General features: G+C 43.5%; 17 protein-coding genes. 7 read left to right on the top strand and 10 right to left on the bottom strand.

All coding sequences use genetic code 11. The features are described from left to right. Positions 1-20 precede the first annotated feature (20 nt). The gene (locus FN815_RS12110) at positions 21-1,196 is read right to left on the bottom strand and encodes a DUF2851 family protein (RefSeq protein ID WP_142454902.1); all 1,176 of its coding nucleotides are present in this window, start codon (positions 1,194-1,196) and stop codon (positions 21-23) included. Then, entirely contained in the window at positions 1,189-1,467 is a 279-nt protein-coding gene (locus FN815_RS12105) for a YtxH domain-containing protein (protein ID WP_142454901.1), read from the bottom strand. The genes FN815_RS12110 and FN815_RS12105 overlap by 8 nt, the downstream gene beginning before the upstream one ends. A gap of 119 nt (positions 1,468-1,586) precedes the next feature. Between FN815_RS12105 and FN815_RS12100 the strand changes: the two genes are divergently transcribed. From FN815_RS12100 to FN815_RS12090, 3 genes are read left to right on the top strand one after another with little or no spacing between them, the layout of a single operon-like run. After that, on the top strand, positions 1,587-2,084 hold the full coding sequence (locus tag FN815_RS12100) for a phosphoribosyltransferase family protein (RefSeq protein WP_246075270.1): 498 nt from the start codon (positions 1,587-1,589) through the stop codon (positions 2,082-2,084). A gap of 45 nt (positions 2,085-2,129) precedes the next feature. Beyond that, on the top strand, positions 2,130-3,008 hold the full coding sequence (locus FN815_RS12095) for a DUF3078 domain-containing protein (protein ID WP_142454900.1): 879 nt from the start codon (positions 2,130-2,132) through the stop codon (positions 3,006-3,008). Between the two features lie 19 nt (positions 3,009-3,027). Then, a complete protein-coding gene (locus FN815_RS12090) occupies positions 3,028-4,365 on the top strand; it encodes a pyridoxal phosphate-dependent decarboxylase family protein (protein ID WP_142454899.1) in 1,338 nt (445 codons plus the stop codon). Between the two features lie 261 nt (positions 4,366-4,626). Here the strand turns inward: FN815_RS12090 and FN815_RS12085 are convergent, their stop codons facing one another. The 8 genes from FN815_RS12085 to FN815_RS12050 form a co-directional block, all read right to left on the bottom strand. Continuing rightward, positions 4,627-4,986: a hypothetical protein gene (locus tag FN815_RS12085; RefSeq protein ID WP_142454898.1), complete on the bottom strand. Its 360-nt coding sequence runs from the start codon at positions 4,984-4,986 to the stop codon at positions 4,627-4,629. A 42-nt stretch (positions 4,987-5,028) separates the two neighbouring features. After that, entirely contained in the window at positions 5,029-5,628 is a 600-nt protein-coding gene (lepB, locus tag FN815_RS12080) for a signal peptidase I (protein ID WP_142454897.1), read from the bottom strand. A 34-nt stretch (positions 5,629-5,662) separates the two neighbouring features. Next, complete coding sequence (locus FN815_RS12075; protein ID WP_142454896.1) at positions 5,663-6,223, bottom strand: hypothetical protein; 561 nt, start codon at positions 6,221-6,223, stop codon at positions 5,663-5,665. Then, complete coding sequence (locus FN815_RS12070; protein WP_142454895.1) at positions 6,220-7,311, bottom strand: NHL repeat-containing protein; 1,092 nt, start codon at positions 7,309-7,311, stop codon at positions 6,220-6,222. Before FN815_RS12070 ends, FN815_RS12075 begins: the two co-directional genes overlap by 4 nt. A gap of 77 nt (positions 7,312-7,388) precedes the next feature. Beyond that, positions 7,389-7,658, bottom strand: coding sequence for a hypothetical protein (locus FN815_RS12065; protein WP_142454894.1), 270 nt, complete (start codon positions 7,656-7,658; stop codon positions 7,389-7,391). Between the two features lie 166 nt (positions 7,659-7,824). Beyond that, the gene (locus FN815_RS19340) at positions 7,825-8,202 is read right to left on the bottom strand and encodes a helix-turn-helix domain-containing protein (protein WP_142454893.1); all 378 of its coding nucleotides are present in this window, start codon (positions 8,200-8,202) and stop codon (positions 7,825-7,827) included. A gap of 196 nt (positions 8,203-8,398) precedes the next feature. Next, on the bottom strand, positions 8,399-9,406 hold the full coding sequence (locus FN815_RS12055) for an alcohol dehydrogenase (protein WP_142454892.1): 1,008 nt from the start codon (positions 9,404-9,406) through the stop codon (positions 8,399-8,401). 110 nt (positions 9,407-9,516) lie between these two features. Continuing rightward, a complete protein-coding gene (locus FN815_RS12050; protein WP_142454891.1) occupies positions 9,517-10,137 on the bottom strand; it encodes an arylesterase in 621 nt (206 codons plus the stop codon). A gap of 948 nt (positions 10,138-11,085) precedes the next feature. Between FN815_RS12050 and FN815_RS12045 the strand changes: the two genes are divergently transcribed. The 4 genes from FN815_RS12045 (at position 11,086) to FN815_RS12030 (ending at position 17,793) form a co-directional block, all read left to right on the top strand. Continuing rightward, complete coding sequence (locus tag FN815_RS12045) at positions 11,086-11,799, top strand: ABC transporter ATP-binding protein (RefSeq protein ID WP_142454890.1); 714 nt, start codon at positions 11,086-11,088, stop codon at positions 11,797-11,799. Between the two features lie 4 nt (positions 11,800-11,803). Then, positions 11,804-14,353, top strand: coding sequence for an ABC transporter permease (locus FN815_RS12040; RefSeq protein ID WP_142454889.1), 2,550 nt, complete (start codon positions 11,804-11,806; stop codon positions 14,351-14,353). 619 nt (positions 14,354-14,972) lie between these two features. Next, on the top strand, positions 14,973-16,946 hold the full coding sequence (locus FN815_RS12035) for a methyl-accepting chemotaxis protein (RefSeq protein ID WP_221930312.1): 1,974 nt from the start codon (positions 14,973-14,975) through the stop codon (positions 16,944-16,946). A gap of 166 nt (positions 16,947-17,112) precedes the next feature. Further along, entirely contained in the window at positions 17,113-17,793 is a 681-nt protein-coding gene (locus FN815_RS12030) for a YiaD family glycine zipper/OmpA-like lipoprotein (protein WP_142454887.1), read from the top strand. Positions 17,794-17,811: the final 18 nt, after the last annotated feature.

Genomic DNA, 17,811 nt, shown 5'->3' with positions numbered 1-17,811 from the left:
AGAAATCACTTTCAAATCAATCAAGACTGAATCGCTTTTTTTAACACAAAACATTTAGAACATTGGCCAGCCCTGCAATAGGCCTTGATTTGATGTACACTTCCAAGCTTTTTTTGATACCGTTGATCCTCTAAATCAAATTTCTTGAACGGTTCAAGCAAGGTAGCGGGTATCGGAGACTTCAGCCTCTTCCACCGCTGCAGGGCAGTTTCTTTTAATGTGTGAGCCACAAATAAGCTACCCAGCACATAAAGGGCAGGAAGATACACGGTTCCAAATAAAATTTCATACCGTGAAGTAGATTTTATTCCGGCCTTTTCTAACCAGTGCTTCCAGGCCTCAGTAGCGGACTTGTGCAGCATATTTTCAAAAGGTTCATCCAAAACCTGCCGGCTTAAACGTACAGCTTCGGGTATGCGCCTGCGCGGATGACTAGCCGGACGCATGCCTTTATAATTCCATTGGATATTTGAGAGTGCGTCCTCAAAACCGGCTGCATTGAATGCCAACTCGAGATCATCTTCTAAAGATTGTACCTCAGCTGTGCGCGCTTCCAGCCACTTACTTGCTGTTTGTTGCATGGCGCGCCGGTTGTGCGAAATGCCCAACCCATCCCAAATCGACAAAACCAGTGCGTGCTTCCAGGCCGTTGAGGGCATCAGTTCCGGATCATACAAGCGTAGAAAATCATCCGCCTTCTTTTCAAAATATTCGAGATGTGCTTTCTGAAGTTGGCGGTAGAACGCATCTTCAGAGATGAAGTTCAAGCTTGAGCTGCATGGCAGACTACTTGTGTTTTGAAAGCTATTCAGAAAAAGATGCAGCTGTGGCGACAGGTAGGACCAAAGGTTTATTACATAAGGGCGGCTCCCGTTTTCGGTGTAAACCTGTTGCGGCTTTTCTTCTTCGGCCACCACATGTAAAACCACCGTGTTGTAATCCGGGTTGATTTGGTGGTTGTGCGCATCCCAGTGATTGCTTTCGGTATGAATTTCTACATCTCCATGCCAGCGCACCCCTTCTATTTCAAGGATTGCATGCTTGAAGTCTGGGCCATCGGAATGATTTAAAGAGCCCTGCTTGATGATTTGAAGGGACTTACCGTCATCTGTTTGGAGCGCACCGATTTCGAACAGCAGGTTTTCCCAAATCCACTGCAAAAAGGCTTCGGAATGCTGGAAGCCTTGTTTAGCCATGGCGAGTTATTTCTTCCACTTCTTCTTCCTCTGAAAAATGAAGCTCTTCGGTGGCTTCGTATAAATCAGGCACGGAATTCTTCACAGATTCCCGAATACCCTGAGACACCTTGTCAATTCTTTTCTCGCTGTCTGCTTTTATTTTGCGCCCACGATCTTCGAGCCAGCGCCGGTTTTCTCTACCACTGCGGGGGGCCAGCAAAAAGCCTGCGGCCAAACCGCCGGCAAAACCTAAAGTTCCGAATATCAATGCACCTATACCACGTTTCATGGACTCTCTGGTTTTGTTCAGGTTAACACTGTTAAGGTACAAATTTTCTCATGTATTTTGATATTTTTTTAACACTATCTATAGAAAACGGTACCTTTAGCTAAATTTAAATTTTGCCCATGAAAAAGCAAATTACCTTAATGGATCGCCCCCGCATGCTGCGTGCCCTTCATCGCATGGCACTACAGGTTTGGGAGCAATTACAAGCCGATGATCAATTAGTAATCATTGGATTAAACGAACGTGGTTTTGCCACGGCCAAAGAACTTGCTGATACGCTGAACAAGGTAATGGACTCCAATATCCCTGTACACCGTTACGAGGTCGCCGGCAATCCTTCCGAAACCCCACTGCCTGACTGCAACGATAAGTTCGTATTGCTGGTTGATGATGTTATCTTCTCCGGCAAAACGATGTTTGACGCTCTTTCCGACCTTTGCGATATATATGAACCAAACGTTATTGAACTGGCTGTTTTGCTAGATCGGGGGCACCGTCGTTATCCTTTACTCACTGAATTATGCGGTATTTCCGTACCTACCAAACAGGGAGAGCATATAGAAGTAATGCTCCAGGATGGAATGCTGAAAGAAGCAATTCTTTTTAAGAATCGATAACAACTGTTTTTTCTTTAGAATTGAAATAATCAACAATTACAATCCATGAAATTAATGATTAAATCTATACTGGCTTTTGCTGTTCTACTGTCAGTAGCCGATTCCGTTCAATCACAAACCATCACCATCCCCGATACGCTCAAAGGTTGGGAACAAAGCTGGGTAGCCAACCTGAATGGCTCTCAGGCATCCTATAATAATTGGTCTCAGGGTGGAGTAAGCTCCATTAGTGGTACCGCCTCTTCAGTATATATGTTGTTGTACCAGGAAGACTTATTCAGCTATGGATTCCGCACCAATCTTAAATACGGTCAATCTAATGTTAAAGGCGAAGGGGTACGAAAAACCAATGACGTTATTTCCATTACTAACCGGTTCAATTATGCCTTTGCCAACCATGAATCCTGGTCGGGTTATGCTAATATTAACTTCCGCACCCAATTTGATAAAGGATATAAATATGCCACCGAAGATGGCCAGCCCGATGTACTTATTTCTGACTTTATGGCTCCGGGATATCTCACCGAAGGTGCTGGTATCGCTTATAAACCGGAAGGAGGCAGCTTTGTGTTTGAAGCCGGTTTAGGACTCAAACAAACCATTGTTACCGACGACAGCCTGGCCCAGAATTACGGACTCGAGCCCGACGAAACCATCCGTTCAGAAGGTGGTTTAACAACCGGTATCACCTTTGAGAAAGAAATCTTTGAAAATATAGTGTACACCAGCGGTGTAGAAACCTTCACCAATTTCCTAATTCCTGTAGATGAAACCGATGTTATTTGGTCGAATGAGCTGATTGGTAAGATCAATAGTATCGTTTCGGCTTCCTTCCAGTTTGAAATGCGATACGATAACGATTTCTCCAGTGAGCTCCAGGTAAAGCAGGTACTTTCAGCCGGAGTATCGGTTAACCTGTATTGAACACACACAATTAAAAAATATGGACAAGCAGTCAGGCCGTATACTTCAATCTTCTCTTGAACAGCTTCAGGAGTGGCGCAAGTCTTTTGGTAACTGGGAAAGTGCACCAAGCCTGCAGGTGCCTGACGAGCGGGTGCAATCGGTATTTGATAATCTGGTAGAGCGCCTCAAATGTAATTACCCGTTTCACCATCCTGTGTATGCGGGACAAATGCTGAAGCCTCCACACCCGCTAACCTGGGCAGCATATGCTTTGGCATCCACTATAAACCCAAACAACCATGCCTTGGATGGCGGCCCTCCTTCTTCTGAAATGGAAAAAGAGGCTGTCGCCAAGCTGGCCCGGTTTTTTGGTTATGGGGATGACTATCTTGGACATCTCACTGCAAGCGGAACCATTGCCAACCTTGAAGCCTTGTGGGTGGCTCGTGAATCTCATCCTGGAAAAAAGATTCTCTTTTCAGAAAATGCCCATTATACACACGAACGTATGTGTAAGGTTTTAGGGATGGAGAGCCAAAAAATTACTACGCTGGAAAATGGGCTTTTTGACTTAAACTCCATCAACCCCGATGAAATTGGTACTATTGTCGTTACACTGGGAACCACGGGATTGGGAACTGTGGAGCCATTAGAACAAGTCTTACCCTGGGCGAGAAAGCATGACATAAGAATACACATAGATGCCGCATATGGAGGTTTTTTCAGGGCACTGAAAGATTCAAAATTACTGGAAAGCCGTGCCTGGTCGCTCATGCAAGAAGCCGACAGTATCGTGGTAGACCCACATAAACACGGCCTCCAGCCCTATGGATGCGGAAGCGTATTATTTAAAGACCCTTTGGCGGGCAGATTCTATAAACACGATTCTCCCTACACCTATTTTACTTCAGAAGATTTGCACCTGGGAGAAATTAGTCTGGAGTGCTCAAGGGCTGGGGCAGCCGCTGTCGCTTTTTGGACTACCCTGGAGTTATTCCCTTTAGAAGAAGACAAGGGATTCGGCCCTATACTGGCTCAATGTAGGAAGGCTGCCCTTCTGTTTTATGATCTGCTCAGCCAAAGCTCAAAACTTAAGGCCTACCAAAAGCCGGAGCTGGATATCGTAGGTTATTTTCCATCGGCTCCTTCCACATCAAAGGTTTCTACACGCGCAAAAGAAGTGTTCGAAGCAGGGATGCGAAAAAAAGAATTCTACGTTTCGCTTTATCGTGTACCGGTCTCAACCTTTACCCGCGTACACCCCGAAGTTGAAGCCAACAGCGATGAGGTCACTATTCTACGCAGTGTATTCATGAAGCCCGAGCACGAGGGCTTCGTTGAAGAGCTTCTGCAAAAAATGGAAACTTATTGCTGAGTATTTCTTTTTGGAAACCAGGCCTTCCAGAATTCCCTTGGAAATTTAACAGCACCATAACCGAAAAGCAGGATCCCGAAAGTTATTCCAAGAAAAAAACTAGCTGGTTTCTCCATAAATAACGGACTTCCTTCCCCGATTAATAGCAATGCAAAAAATGCGATTCCTAATAAACATCCCTGAAAGAATTTTTTAGTCTTGGTCTTCATGATTTATGCCTTTTGAGTTAAATTAAAAGAGTTGGGCTTCTATCTGCCAGAACTATTGCTCTTCTTTAATTTTTTTCATTTCCATGCAAGATATATCCCCAATGGTAGTTGTAAGATCAAATTCTTTTCCTTCACTTGTACCTTTGATCTGAATATTACATTCCGACTTATTATCGTAATCTAGGATGACTTCTTCAAGCTCTTCTATTTCTATGTCCATTATTTCCATAATTGGAAGTAGCATATTTATTGCACCGGAATCCGCTCTACTTTCAAACTCGTATCCCATGTATACGACCTTTTCTTTGTCAAATATATTCTGAGCTACAATTCTGCCTTGAACGGTAAAGTTATAAGTTACGGTCAATAGCATAGCAGGTATAAACAACATAATCCATTTACTTTTATTCATATCTTTATTTTTATTTGCTGTCGATTAAATAGGTTTTAACCATTATGAAATAACTTTTGGTGGCCAAGGCCATATTTTCAGGACCGCCTTTCCAATCAAAAGCTTTTCCGGGACTACCCCAAAATACCTGCTGTCAAAACTGTGATTATAATTATCCCCTAATACAAAACAGCCTCCATTAGTTGAATCTCCGGGTATTACCCACATTCTTACATTGTTATCAGGTTCCAGGTGTTTAGTATTCCAGGGTTTATATTCAACTCTTAATTCACCATTCTTTTCATTTAGAACTAATTTTTGATAAAGGGTATCTCCTGGAAATGCAACACAACGTTTTAGCAAGTCATCCTTTTCACCTGAATGATCCATGATAGGGGCCAATGGATCATCAAATAATACTATATCCCCTTTTCTAATTTGACTCGTACCAATGAAACTAAATATGGGAAATTTATTATTCGTTAATGGCCAGTACTCTGGTGATCTCACGTTATAAACGTACTTTAAAACAAGTACATAACTATCTTTCTCTATAACAGGAACCATTGAATTTGTAGGCACATGGTATATCGAAAAAATCAAACCCTTAACCAGCCAACTAAGCACTATCACACCACCCACAAATAAAAGAAATTTTTTCATCCAATATGCATAGCTATTATTTGGATTTAAACTTTCAAATTAAAGAGAGTAATGATATGGTCTTCTCATAAAACTTATCTGTGATATAAGGTTTTCTGTAATCGTTGATGTAGACATCATGAATAATCCCATGCTTATCTATTAAAAATATTATGGGAACTTTAATTCTATGTAGATTTATCTCCGATTCGTTCAAAAAACCTTGAAAAGGTATTTCCTTGACTGTTCTATTTCCTATTATTGATAACAAGTCATAATCTTTATCAGCATTATCTATTAATAGATTCCCAGGATAGTTATCCGCAATCTTCTCAAGCCAAGGAATTTCCATTTCCATACATATATTGCAATACTCTTTAGGAAACAATGCTACCAATCGCACAGCCTTACCACTCATATATTTTTCAGAAAACTTTCTTGAAATCTTAGCCCCCTTTATTTCCTGTATTTCTTCTTGATATTTGAGTACATCATAAATTTGCTCAGCCTCTTGCATTTTAGCTGTGCAGGCTTGCTTTTTGTTAAGTGTATAGATGTTCAGAAAAAAGAGTAAGAGTGCAAAAGTTATAGCAACTATGAATTTTTTATCCATCATCTTATACCCTCGGTCAAAAGTCGAAATTTAGGTAGCCGATAAACTGCTAAATACAAGTCTTCATTTTCATCAAATTCTAAAGTATATACCCTATCGTTTAATATGGTAAATTCCTGGGTGCGATAAGGAAAGGTAAATGAGTATTTATATTCACCGTCCGTTGAAGAGTAGACATCAATCATACCCAAATAGGCCTCCCCTGGTTTTTTTCCTGAAAAACCAACATATATCAAGCCATCCTGAACCACTACATCGCCGCTGGCTCTTCGAATATTTTCAATTCTAGTATACCATTTACCAAACAATCCTTCCTTTTCTTCCTTAATCAAATCTTTTGGATTGGGTTCAAAATCTACGACACTTCTTGAAAAAACTAAGTTTCCTTCGTAATCATATTTCCTAATATACTCCCTATATATACCTGCATGATATAAAGCTCCCTGTTGATCACAATCTAATTCACCGTCGGAGTAAGATGGAAATTGAAAAAAATGATTATCCACTTTTTTGAAGGATTTAAGATGTTTTCCATCTAAACCAATGTGCTGATAAAAGCCATCATTGGAATATTGCTCAGAAATAACAAATAATGTATTATTATCACAAACAGCCAGCCTTGCAGGTAATACATATTTTTTTGAAGGAGGAAATATTTGTAAAAGTTCACCCTCTTTGGACCATTGGCTTATACGTCCCTCACCAACATCAGTAAGCCAAATATTCTGATTCTTGTCAAACTTCAAGTCATAGGCATTCATAAATTCCCTCGGACCTCTCCCCTCACCGTCTCCATATTCTTTTATATTCATATAATCTGATTTTGGAAAGTAGAGGATTCGTTCTAAGCCAAAATCGTAAGCGCCAAGATTACCATTCCAGTCAACATCCAAAAAATTGACATCAAAATATCCTAAATCTAATAAATTGATACGTACACTATCATAAATCAAGGTATCCAAGCCCACTCGTGCTTGTACAGTCTGGGGAGTAGATTCCCAGTTCTTTTTAAACTCTTTGGGTACTTGCGCTACACTATGGTACACCATAAAGAAAGACAAAATTGTGAATAAAAATATTTTTGATGACATGATTTTCCCTCTAAAAGTTTAAAAGCGCCTGCCAAAACAGGCGCCTTTAATAGTTAATGTTTAGCGATTTGATTCGCTTATCCTTTTTTTCCTCTGCAGTATCTCATTAATTTTATGTTGCCTATTTCCCCAACAGCATAGGACTCTCCACAATCACCCGTTTTTCCTTCACATCCCCGTCTACCGCAAGGTCCAGCATAGGCTTCTGCAAGTTCTATAGAAAAATCTACATATTCTGCTCGCACATCGGCATTTGTATCAACACCAACTTTCACATTTACGAGCAATAGAGCACAAAAAAATGCCATTGCAATCATGCTTCCTAGATACATTTTTACTTTTCTCATTTACATACCTCGAAGTTTTGTTACTGTTTGTTTATAGCAAAAAATGCTTCAAACAATAAATATCAAGCCATACTTAAATCCTACAGGACATTCTATCCATCATGTAATATTTATATCCTATTTGTTCAAAATTTTTATAAAATTGTATATAAATAGTGGTCAATATTCAAATACGATGATTAATAATACAATATCTTAGCTCGGTAAAATTTGTACCGTATTTCCTTGACAAAAACTTATACATACCCTGTTCATCCCTTAAACCAACTTTATAAGCCGCATAACTACTCGTCATATCAGGATTCTCATAGAGCATAGTTATAATTCTTTTATACCTGGCACGGCTTATCATATTTGCAGGAGTTACACCATAGTAATTATTGATTATTTGATGAAGTTGTGTTCTTGAACACATGCATAGCCTTGCCCAATCAGATGTAGATCCGATGTCTGCAAGATTATTTTGTAGGCAGATCTTAGCCTTACGTGCCTTTACTTCGTTGACTTGGATACTATATTTCTTATTTATCTTTTTTTGTGTCATCCCCTTTTCTCCCCTATATCACTACTACTGTTTATTAAAGGAGCAATTGACATACAATATGTTACAACCGTTAATAAATCTTAATAATTATCATCTGTTTTACTAAAACACATAAAAAAAGCGAATAGCTTAATTATACATTAAACTATCCGCCAGTCATTATAATAATATTTGAGAGCTTAGTAGATGAATATATTTAGTCCATCACCAACACCGTTCTGAAACGAGCCTCATTTTTAATCATTCGATCATAGGCTTCGGCCGCTTTTTCAAGAGGATAGGTTTCAATCATGGGTGTAGATTTGGATAAGGCACTGAAGTTCAAGGTATCTTCAGAATCCATTGCCGTTCCGCTGGCATGACCAGTCAGGGTTTTCTTGCCGGTGATAAACTGCATGGTAGCCAACTCAACAGGCTGCATATCCGCACCTACCGCCACTACAGTACCATTCGGCCCAAGGCCTTCAAAAATGGCCGTAACTGCGTCACTGCTTGGAGCCGTTGCTAATATCACTTTAGCACCACCCATTTTCTGCAACTCTTCCACTACATCCTGATCTTTCATGCTGAGAAACGCATCGGCGCCAAGCTCTTTAGCCAGTTTCTCTTTATCGCGACTGCCTGAAATTGCAACAGTTTTAAATCCCATTTTATGAGCATATTGAATTCCAAGATGCCCCAATCCTCCGATTCCCTGGATGGCAACCAGATCGCCGGCCTGAGCTTCGGTATTTCGTAAGGCATTAAAAACGGTAACACCGGCACAAAGTAAAGGAGCTGCATCGGCTGATTCTAAATTTTCTGGAACCATAGCCAAGGCTTCTTGAGGAGCAGCCATATATTCCTGGTATCCACCGTCAAAAGAGATGCCGGTTATTTTGGCATTTTTGCAGTTGATGAAATCTCCTCTCCTGCAAGGTTCGCATTCAAAACAATGACCACCATGCCAGCCAACACCCACGCGTTGTCCTTCTTTCCAACTGCTTACATTCGCACCGGTTTTTTCGATAATTCCTACCACCTCATGACCGGGAACACGGGGATACTCTAATCCCGGGAAAACACCATCTTTCACAAATTGGTCGCTATGACATACCCCGCATGCTTGTACTTTTATTAACACCTGATCGTCATTTATTTGAGGAATATCCCGTTCAACTACTTCAAAATCTCCGCCTTTCTCGCTTACTTGTACTGCCTTCATATGGATTCTTTTTAGTTCAAATTCAATATGTCAACAGCATTGACGACCGTATCATTCTTTACCTTGTGATAAGCTGTTTTATCCGGGCACCTTTCGCCCTGAGAAATGACCTATTCGGTGAGCATAGGCTTGAGCCTTTCCCATATCGTTTCCGCAATCACCCGATGACCTTTAGGCGTTGGATGAATCCCATCCGATTGCATCAAATCCTCATCACCACCCAGTTTGTCCATAATCATTGGAATTAATGGCAGGTCATTTTCTTCCGCCAATTCGGGGTAGATGGTCTGAAATTCCCGGGTGTATTCTTGCCCTAAATTAGGCGGCACCTGCATCCCGGCCAGAATGATTTGAACCTCCGGATATTTGGCCTGCACTTTATCAATAATCTGCTGCAGGTTTTGTTTGGTAGATGATAGCTCGATACCCCGTAGCCCATCGTTACCGCCCAATTCAAGTACCATCACGTCAATTTCACGCTGCAACACCCAGTCGATGCGACGCAGGCCGCCGGCTGAGGTTTCTCCACTAAGCCCGCCGTTTATCACCTCATAATTCCATCCCAGTGAATCAATCTTTTTTTGAATGAGCGCCGGGAAGGCCTGACTTTTATTCACTCCCAAACCGGCCGTAATACTATCCCCGAAAAAGAGAATGGTTTTAGGTTCGGAATCCTGGGCCTGCACATTCCCGGCAAGCAGCATAGATAAAACTAAAAAAATAAACTTCATGAACAGATAATTGACTTTTTTGATTGGCAATGATAACAAGGAAGGTAATAAACTTATTTTGTTGATGATTCATTCTTTGAGAGATATCTAACTCCCCTCCCAGGTTTTTCAGCAGCACAAGGCTGCTCAAAAGCCGGTCTCTCCGAAGAGGCACAAGTATGGGGCTTTAACAAGATTTTGAACGTAGTTTAATGTGTAATAGCTGGCAGAAATTTGTCCCTCTCAAGGAGAGGGAATGCGTGTTGGCTTGTCCAACAAAGCGAGGGAGAGGGAAGCCAAGGACTCTAATGGTTATCAGTGATCCAAAGATATTTGCCACCCACAGATCTTTTCAGTTTGCAACTGAAAAGTTAAAGCCCTGAGTACCCAAGACATGGCATGTACCTTTAACCAGAGAAGTCTCTGACTTCTATACCAATTAGGATATTTGACATGCAGTGGTGGATGAAGCCTATTTGCTAAACACCAGTTGCTGTATGCAGTATCGACATCATGTTTCCCCTGGCGCCAACACCTCTCAAAATTCAAAAAGGAACAGTTTTTTAATTTATCTCTCCTCAAGGAGAGACTTTCCCTGGTGGCTTTACAGTTATGTAACATAATACAAAGCCTGGATACAGAATATCATATCCCAACGATCTTTTCAGTTTTCAACTGAAAAACGGAAGTCCTGAGTACGTATGACATGCACACAAGCTGAAACTTGAGAAGTCTTAGACTTCTATACCGTTAAGTTGTTTGACATGCTGAGGATTTCCCAAGCCTCCTACAGCAAATAATACCAACATCAGACCTTTACTTCGAAATTCAATGTTGAATATTCATTATTCGATATTCAAAACAACCTTTTCCCATTCTCTCCGTAATCTTTCTCAAAATTTAAAGGAATGTTTCTGGCAAAAACCGTTGTTTGAGACGGTATCACTTAAAACAATTTAGCAACGCAACGTGAGCAATATCCTCGAAGTACAACAGCTGTATCGCAAATTTCAAAGCGGCGACAAAACCCTGACCGTCGTCGATGACATCAATTTTTCCATTCCCGAAGGCATCTCCTGCGCCATTGTAGGCCCGTCCGGATCGGGTAAAACCACCTTGTTGGGCCTTTGTGCCGGACTGGATCGCCCCACTTCCGGCAGTGTCACCCTCAACGGCATCCCGCTAAATCCATTAAATGAAGACGAACGCGCCAAAGTTCGCAACCAGCATGTGGGATTTGTATTTCAAACTTTCCAACTGGTGCCAACCTTGACAGCACTTGAAAACGTGATGGTACCGCTCGAACTTCGGGGAGAAGCCACCAAAGAAGTGCGGCAGAGAGCAACCCAACTATTGGAAAGCGTGGGACTTGGCGACCGCACCCATCACTACCCCACCCAGCTTTCAGGCGGAGAGCAACAGCGCGTTGCCATTGCCCGTGCATTCATCAATCGACCCAAAATTTTGTTTGCGGATGAACCCACCGGCAACCTCGATACCGAAACCGGCGAGTATATCGAGAAACTCATCTTTGATTTAAATGAACAGCAAGGCACTACGCTGGTGATGGTCACGCACGATCTGGAGTTAGCCAAGAAATGTGATCGCATCATCAAGTTGAAAAACGGGCAGGTTTTTGAAGACTCCCACGCCGAAGTTCAACCTGAAACGGCCGCCGGGTAAGTCTATGAACAACCAAAAATCTCTGCTCTGGACCTTTAAAATGGCCTGGCGCGATTCCCGTTCCAATCGCTCCAAACTCTTTCTTTTCATGGCCGCCATTATCGTAGGCGTGGCCGCACAGGTGGCGATCACTTCTTTTCGGGCCAACCTAAATACCAGTATCGAAAGTCAGGCCAAGGAACTGCTTGGCGCTGATTTAGAAGTGGAACGCAATGCCCCTTTCCAGGAGGAACTCCAAGCCGTCCTCGATTCTCTTGGTGGAGAAGTTTCCACCGCACTGGAATTCAACTCCATGGCTTTTTTCCCAAAGACCGGAACTACTCGTCTCTCCCAAATTTCTGCTGTGGAAGGAGGATTTCCTTTTTATGGGGATTTGATTACCGAGCCGGCCTCTGCTGCCCAAACCTTTCAGCAGAATGGTGGGGCTTTGGTGGATGAACCGGTCATGCGGCTGTTTGACTTACAACCCGGAGATTCTGTCAAAATCGGGCAAATCACTTACAAAATTGAAGGAACCCTGATTGAGATTCCGGGTCAGCCTGTAGCAGCCAGCTTTTTTGGTCCGCGGATTTTTATCCCCAAAGAAAATGTGGAAGAAACCGGATTGCTGCAACGTGGGAGCCGGCTGGAGTACGTCTCCTGGCATAAATTCCCCGAAGGCACCGACATGGCTTACGTGGATGACCGCCTCGACCAACTTCGCGATCAACAAAACCTGCGCTTCGGCTACGATACCGTGGATGAACGCGAAGAAGAAGTAGGTGAAGCCATCCTCTATCTCTCCAACTTTTTGAATTTGATTGGCTTTATAGCATTGCTGCTGGGTGGAATTGGAGTAGCCAGCTCCATTTTTGTGTATATCCGGCAAAAAATAGATACAGTGGCCGTGTTGCGTTGCGTGGGTGTTTCCTCTAATCAGGCTTTGCTTATTTATTTGATTCAGGCTGCCGCCATGGGACTCACTGGCTCGGTATTGGGCGCTGCGTTGGGCTCCATCATTCAACTATATTTGCCAGTTCTAGTTCAGGATTTTCTACCGGTAGATATTGACCTGTACATCTCCTGGTTTTCTATTGCCATTGGGATAGGAACAGGATTGGCTATTTCCATCCTTTTTGCCCTCTTCCCGCTGCTGGCTGTGAAAAAGATCTCGCCTCTGTTTACCCTGCGCTCCATCAGCATTAACCTGATTGAGTTGCTGACCAACAACACTAAAGCCATTCTTTCTTTTATTCTGCTGATTTTTGTCACCGGCTATGCCTGGCTGATGATTGGCGAATTCCTGCCTGCCCTGTTCTTTACCCTGGGACTGGTAGCCTGCCTGGCACTCCTCACCGGCTTTGCCAAACTCATTATGAAAGGCTCACGCAAATTTCTGCGCGCTGGGTTCTCGTATGAACTGCGTCAGGGTTTGGCCAACCTCTACCGCCCCAATAACCAAACTACTACCCTCCTGCTCACTTTCGGGCTGGGCGTAACCATGATCAGCTCCCTCTATCTAACCCAGGATATGCTGCTGGACCAAATTGATTTTGGGGATCAGGAAGACCTGCCCAACCTGGCGTTGTATGATATTCAGTACGATCAAAATGAAGGCGTGAATGAAATTATTACCTCCAACGGACATGAAATTCTGCAGAATGTGCCTATTGTGACCATGCGTCTGCAAAGCATCAATGGAGAAACCACGGAGGAAATTGACGCCGATACCACCCGTGATGTTAGCGGCTGGGCCCTCAATCGCGAATACCGTTCCACCTATCGCGACAGCCTGCTGCCTACCGAAACTCTGGTAGAAGGCGAATGGATTGGTCAGGCCGGCATGAATGAAATTGTACCCGTTTCTATTGAAGCCGATCAAATGGACAATCTCGATGCTTCAATCGGCGACACACTCACCTGGGATGTGCAAGGTATTCCCATCCAAAGTTACATTGCCAGCACACGAACGGTTACCTGGGACCAGCCCTCCCCCAACTTCTTCGTGGTATTTCCCTCCGGCGTGCTTGAAAATGCCCCACAGTTTTTTGCTACCACCATCAAAACCCAAAGCAGGGAAGCTTCCCTGCGCCTGCAGCAGGAACTGGTTCAGGAGTATCCAAACGTGTCCGCTATTGACGTGGGACAAGTCCTTGATACCGTCCGTAACTTCCTGGATAAAGTTACATTTGTGATTCAGTTTATTGGGCTGTTCAGTATCATTACCGGCTTGATTGTATTGGCAGGCTCGGCGGCAACTTCCCGTTTTCAACGCATCCGCGAGGCGGTGTTATTGCGAACCCTCGGCGCTTCCAAACGTCAGGTTATCAAAATACAAGTGATAGAATACGTGCTGCTTGGGGTGATGGCCTCTTTGACCGGGTTGATATTATCCCTCGGCGCCAGCTACCTCATCGGGTATTTTTATTTTGATATACAGTTCGTCCCAGACTTTTTCATCATCGGGGCTGAAATCCTGATTCTTACAGCTCTTGTACTACTGATAGGTCTGCTCAACACCCGCGGAGTGCACAACAAGCCGCCACTGGAAGTACTCCGGGCTGAAGTGGTATAAAAGCTTAGGCCGGATAAGTTGTTCGGCCAAAAGCTCCTAAAATCGGAACAGAACGCGGATGACACGGATTAAGCGGATTATTGCGGTGTGTTATCCAGTAACCATTGTGCCATACTTACAATCTCACTCGTTCCGAACCTCCGGTTCGGAATGCCTGAGGGGACCTCTGGTCGAATAGTTTGGCTCGGCCATCTCAAACCCTTCAAGCCTTTCTGTACTTTAAGTTAAATCTGAGCGTGATAGCTGTAATTTTTTGACACACCTTGAGGCCCCTTCCCCCCTCGTTCCATACGCTCTGCGTTGGAACGAATTTTCACCAAAGCTTAGAATATTTTGTTACGCCCTCTGATTATTCTACAGTTTTCCCACCTGATTTATATGGTATTCCAGGCTAATTATTAAGCTTCCCATTCCCATCTTGGAAAAAATGAATTAGATAAAACAATAGCTTAAGTGATAACTAATAAAAGACGATAATGTCTTAAATAAAATTTTCAAGAGCTGATCGTGATTAAAACATCACCTCTTTGATGTTATGTCAACTAAACAGATCAAGAGATCCAGCATACATTCAAATAACAATAAGTATGGCTCTCTGGTCGGGATAAAATTAAATCTTATGAAAACACTACAAGCTAAAATAACCAGCATGCTGCTATTGTTGCTGGGCATTATCGTCATACTATCCGGGGTTCTCATTTATGATGCCAGGGGCATACAAAATGACGCCGACCACTTTATCCTGAAATCCTCTGCAGCCGGGTACCTGAATCAAGCGGCCGGTGTGCAAGCGGTAGAGCGGGGCGTTGGAAGTTTACTATTGGCGGGCGGAGATTCAAACCGTATCAACCAATACAATGAACTAGGTAAAAAAGGAGATGCTTTCTCCAGGCAAGCCACAGAAAAAGCAAAGAAACTGGCAGATGCAATGGACAGCAATGAATTACAAAGACTTGTTGATAATGTTGAGGATGCACGGGCTAAAGTTGCCTCATCCCGAAGTAGAGTTCTGCAAGGCACCATCGATGTATCAACCTGGATGACCACAGCCACCAACCTGATTTTTGCAGAATTCGCGTTGCGGGATGCACTCTTTCTTCCACAAACACCGAAGGAAAATATCATCCATTATAATAACGTAATCCGCAGCAATGTGGGATACCTTGCGGAATATGCCGGACGCGAGCGCGCAATTATTTCAACCATCATACCTGCGGGCGAACCCATACCTGAGAAATCACTTGAAACTTTAAACCAATACCGAACCATTGTAGAACAATCAGCCCAAAAAATACTGGCCCTGAAAAGTGCAACCGGTGTAGACCAGGATCTCCTGCAGGCTATTGAGGTCTTTGAGCATCAGTTTTTAAATGAATATGAAGGTATTCGTCAGGGAGTGTATCAAGCCAGTGCCAACGGAGCGGTCTACCCAGTCACCGCCGGTGAATGGATTGATGCCGCTACCAAAGCCATCAATACCGCACTACAATTATCGGAAAAAGTGGGTGATGTTTCTGGCAAAGAGCTTACGAAAATGGAGGCCGTTGCAAACCGCGAGTTTAGTGCCAGTATTCTGTTTTTCCTTCTGGCTTTGGGGATATTCTTTGCCATCTCCTATTATGTGAAGAATAAAATTGTAAAACCATTGGAAGCCGGTATTTATCAGCTCTCCAATGCTTCTGCAGAAGTGGGTTGTGCCTCGGAACAGGTCTCCTCATCCAGTCAGGAACTTGCCCAAAGCAGTAGCGAACAAGCTGCAGGAATACAACAGACTACGGCTTCTCTGGAGCAGATGTCTGCCCAGTTGAAACAAACAGCTGGCAACGCGGGACAGGCCGAGCAGCAAATGGATATCACCAAACCGCTGATTGAAGAGGGATTATCGGCCATCGAGCGTATGAACGAGACAATGCGCGAGATCAAGGAAAGTTCTCAAAAAACATCCAACATTATCAAAACCATTGATGACATTGCGTTTCAGACTAATTTGTTAGCCCTGAATGCCGCCGTAGAAGCTGCCCGAGCCGGGGAGGCCGGCAAAGGTTTTGCAGTAGTAGCCGACGAAGTACGCAAATTGGCCCAACGCAGTGCTATTGCTGCTCAGGATACTTCCGGACTCATTGCCGGATCGCAAGAGAGCACAGCCAAAGGCACTCAGGTTGCCGAAGATGTTTCAAAAGGTCTTGAAAAAATCTCTGCAAGCATCGATGAAATATTCACACTGATTGCGGAAATTTCCGGGGCCGCCAAGGAGCAATCCAAAGGCGTGGAGGAAATGAATACCGTGATGGCAGAAATGGATCGGGCCATTCAAGACAATGCTTCCAACTCTGAAGAAAGTGCCAGTGCCGCTGAAGAACTTTCCAGTCAGTCGGTTGAGCTCAAGGAATTGGTAAAAGAGTTAACCCATCTTTTAGGTGAAACCGATCAGGGACCATCCAGGCAACCGGTTCAACCCACTAAAAAAACGATGCCTCCAGCGAGACGAATACTTCATAAAGTTATGGGCAGAGATCCGGTTAACAAAAGAAATAAGTCCACCCAAAACCACAAATCAAACCGCGCCAAAAGAGCCTTTAGAGTTGCAGGATAATCTCTACCCCACAGAGCCAGCCTATGGTTCTGTGGGGTTTTATGCTGGCTTTTAGCATAATTTCTCTTCCATAAAAGCTGTATGCTTTTGCAGCAATTTCTTTCTGGAACATTCCTGCCCGATAGCTTTATAAGAAAGTGAATATCAATCAAACCGAACACTTTCTATGAAGACGTACAATTTTAAAATACTTGCTGTAATCGTGGCCTTGCTGATGCCTTTCACGGCCTGTAAAAACTGGAGCAAAACCGCTAAGGGTACAACGATTGGAGCCAGCGCCGGGGCATTAGCGGGCGCTGTGATAGGTAAAGCTGCCGGAAGCACCACTACAGGTGCTATTGTAGGTGCCGCTGTAGGTGGCGCAACGGGTGCAGCCATTGGTAATTACATGGACCGCCAGGCAGAAGAATTGGAAGAAGAACTCCAGAATGCTGAAGTAGAACGAGTTGGTGAAGGGATTAAAATCACCTTTGACGGCGGTATTCTTTTTGATACCGAATCCTACACTCTAAAGGATCCGGCCAAGAGAGATATTGAAGATCTGGCCCGTGTACTAAAAGATTATAAAGACACTAATATCATGTTTGCCGGACATACCGACAGCCGTGGCACCGAAGAATTCAACCAAAACCTTTCGGAACAACGTGCCCGTTCGGTAGCTGAATTTGCAGCCTTTACCGGCGTGGATGCTGAACGAATGACCATTGTTGGTTACGGAGAAAGCAAGCCGGTAGCCACCAACGAAACAGCTGAAGGTCGCCAGCAAAACCGACGCGTTGAAATTGCTATTTGGGCCAATGATGAGCTGAAAGAAGCCGCTGAAGAAGGCCGTATTGGCAATCAATAACCCATAGATTTTTTACCC

Source organism: Gracilimonas mengyeensis, assembly GCF_900182705.1.
Lineage (GTDB): Bacteria > Bacteroidota > Rhodothermia > Balneolales > Balneolaceae > Gracilimonas > Gracilimonas mengyeensis.
The sequence above is the reverse complement of the archived record's forward strand: the minus strand, read 5'-3'. Positions and strand labels throughout refer to the sequence as shown.

Coding starts and splice junctions, on each gene's coding strand:
- FN815_RS12110 (WP_142454902.1), bottom strand. CDS start 1,196: ATGGCTAAACAAGGCTTCCAGCATTCCGAAGCCTTTTTGCAGTGGATT.
- FN815_RS12105 (WP_142454901.1), bottom strand. CDS start 1,467: ATGAAACGTGGTATAGGTGCATTGATATTCGGAACTTTAGGTTTTGCC.
- FN815_RS12100 (WP_246075270.1), top strand. CDS start 1,587: ATGAAAAAGCAAATTACCTTAATGGATCGCCCCCGCATGCTGCGTGCC.
- FN815_RS12095 (WP_142454900.1), top strand. CDS start 2,130: ATGAAATTAATGATTAAATCTATACTGGCTTTTGCTGTTCTACTGTCA.
- FN815_RS12090 (WP_142454899.1), top strand. CDS start 3,028: ATGGACAAGCAGTCAGGCCGTATACTTCAATCTTCTCTTGAACAGCTT.
- FN815_RS12085 (WP_142454898.1), bottom strand. CDS start 4,986: ATGAATAAAAGTAAATGGATTATGTTGTTTATACCTGCTATGCTATTG.
- lepB (WP_142454897.1), bottom strand. CDS start 5,628: ATGAAAAAATTTCTTTTATTTGTGGGTGGTGTGATAGTGCTTAGTTGG.
- FN815_RS12075 (WP_142454896.1), bottom strand. CDS start 6,223: ATGATGGATAAAAAATTCATAGTTGCTATAACTTTTGCACTCTTACTC.
- FN815_RS12070 (WP_142454895.1), bottom strand. CDS start 7,311: ATGTCATCAAAAATATTTTTATTCACAATTTTGTCTTTCTTTATGGTG.
- FN815_RS12065 (WP_142454894.1), bottom strand. CDS start 7,658: ATGAGAAAAGTAAAAATGTATCTAGGAAGCATGATTGCAATGGCATTT.
- FN815_RS19340 (WP_142454893.1), bottom strand. CDS start 8,202: ATGACACAAAAAAAGATAAATAAGAAATATAGTATCCAAGTCAACGAA.
- FN815_RS12055 (WP_142454892.1), bottom strand. CDS start 9,406: ATGAAGGCAGTACAAGTAAGCGAGAAAGGCGGAGATTTTGAAGTAGTT.
- FN815_RS12050 (WP_142454891.1), bottom strand. CDS start 10,137: ATGAAGTTTATTTTTTTAGTTTTATCTATGCTGCTTGCCGGGAATGTG.
- FN815_RS12040 (WP_142454889.1), top strand. CDS start 11,804: ATGAACAACCAAAAATCTCTGCTCTGGACCTTTAAAATGGCCTGGCGC.
- FN815_RS12035 (WP_221930312.1), top strand. CDS start 14,973: ATGAAAACACTACAAGCTAAAATAACCAGCATGCTGCTATTGTTGCTG.
- FN815_RS12030 (WP_142454887.1), top strand. CDS start 17,113: ATGAAGACGTACAATTTTAAAATACTTGCTGTAATCGTGGCCTTGCTG.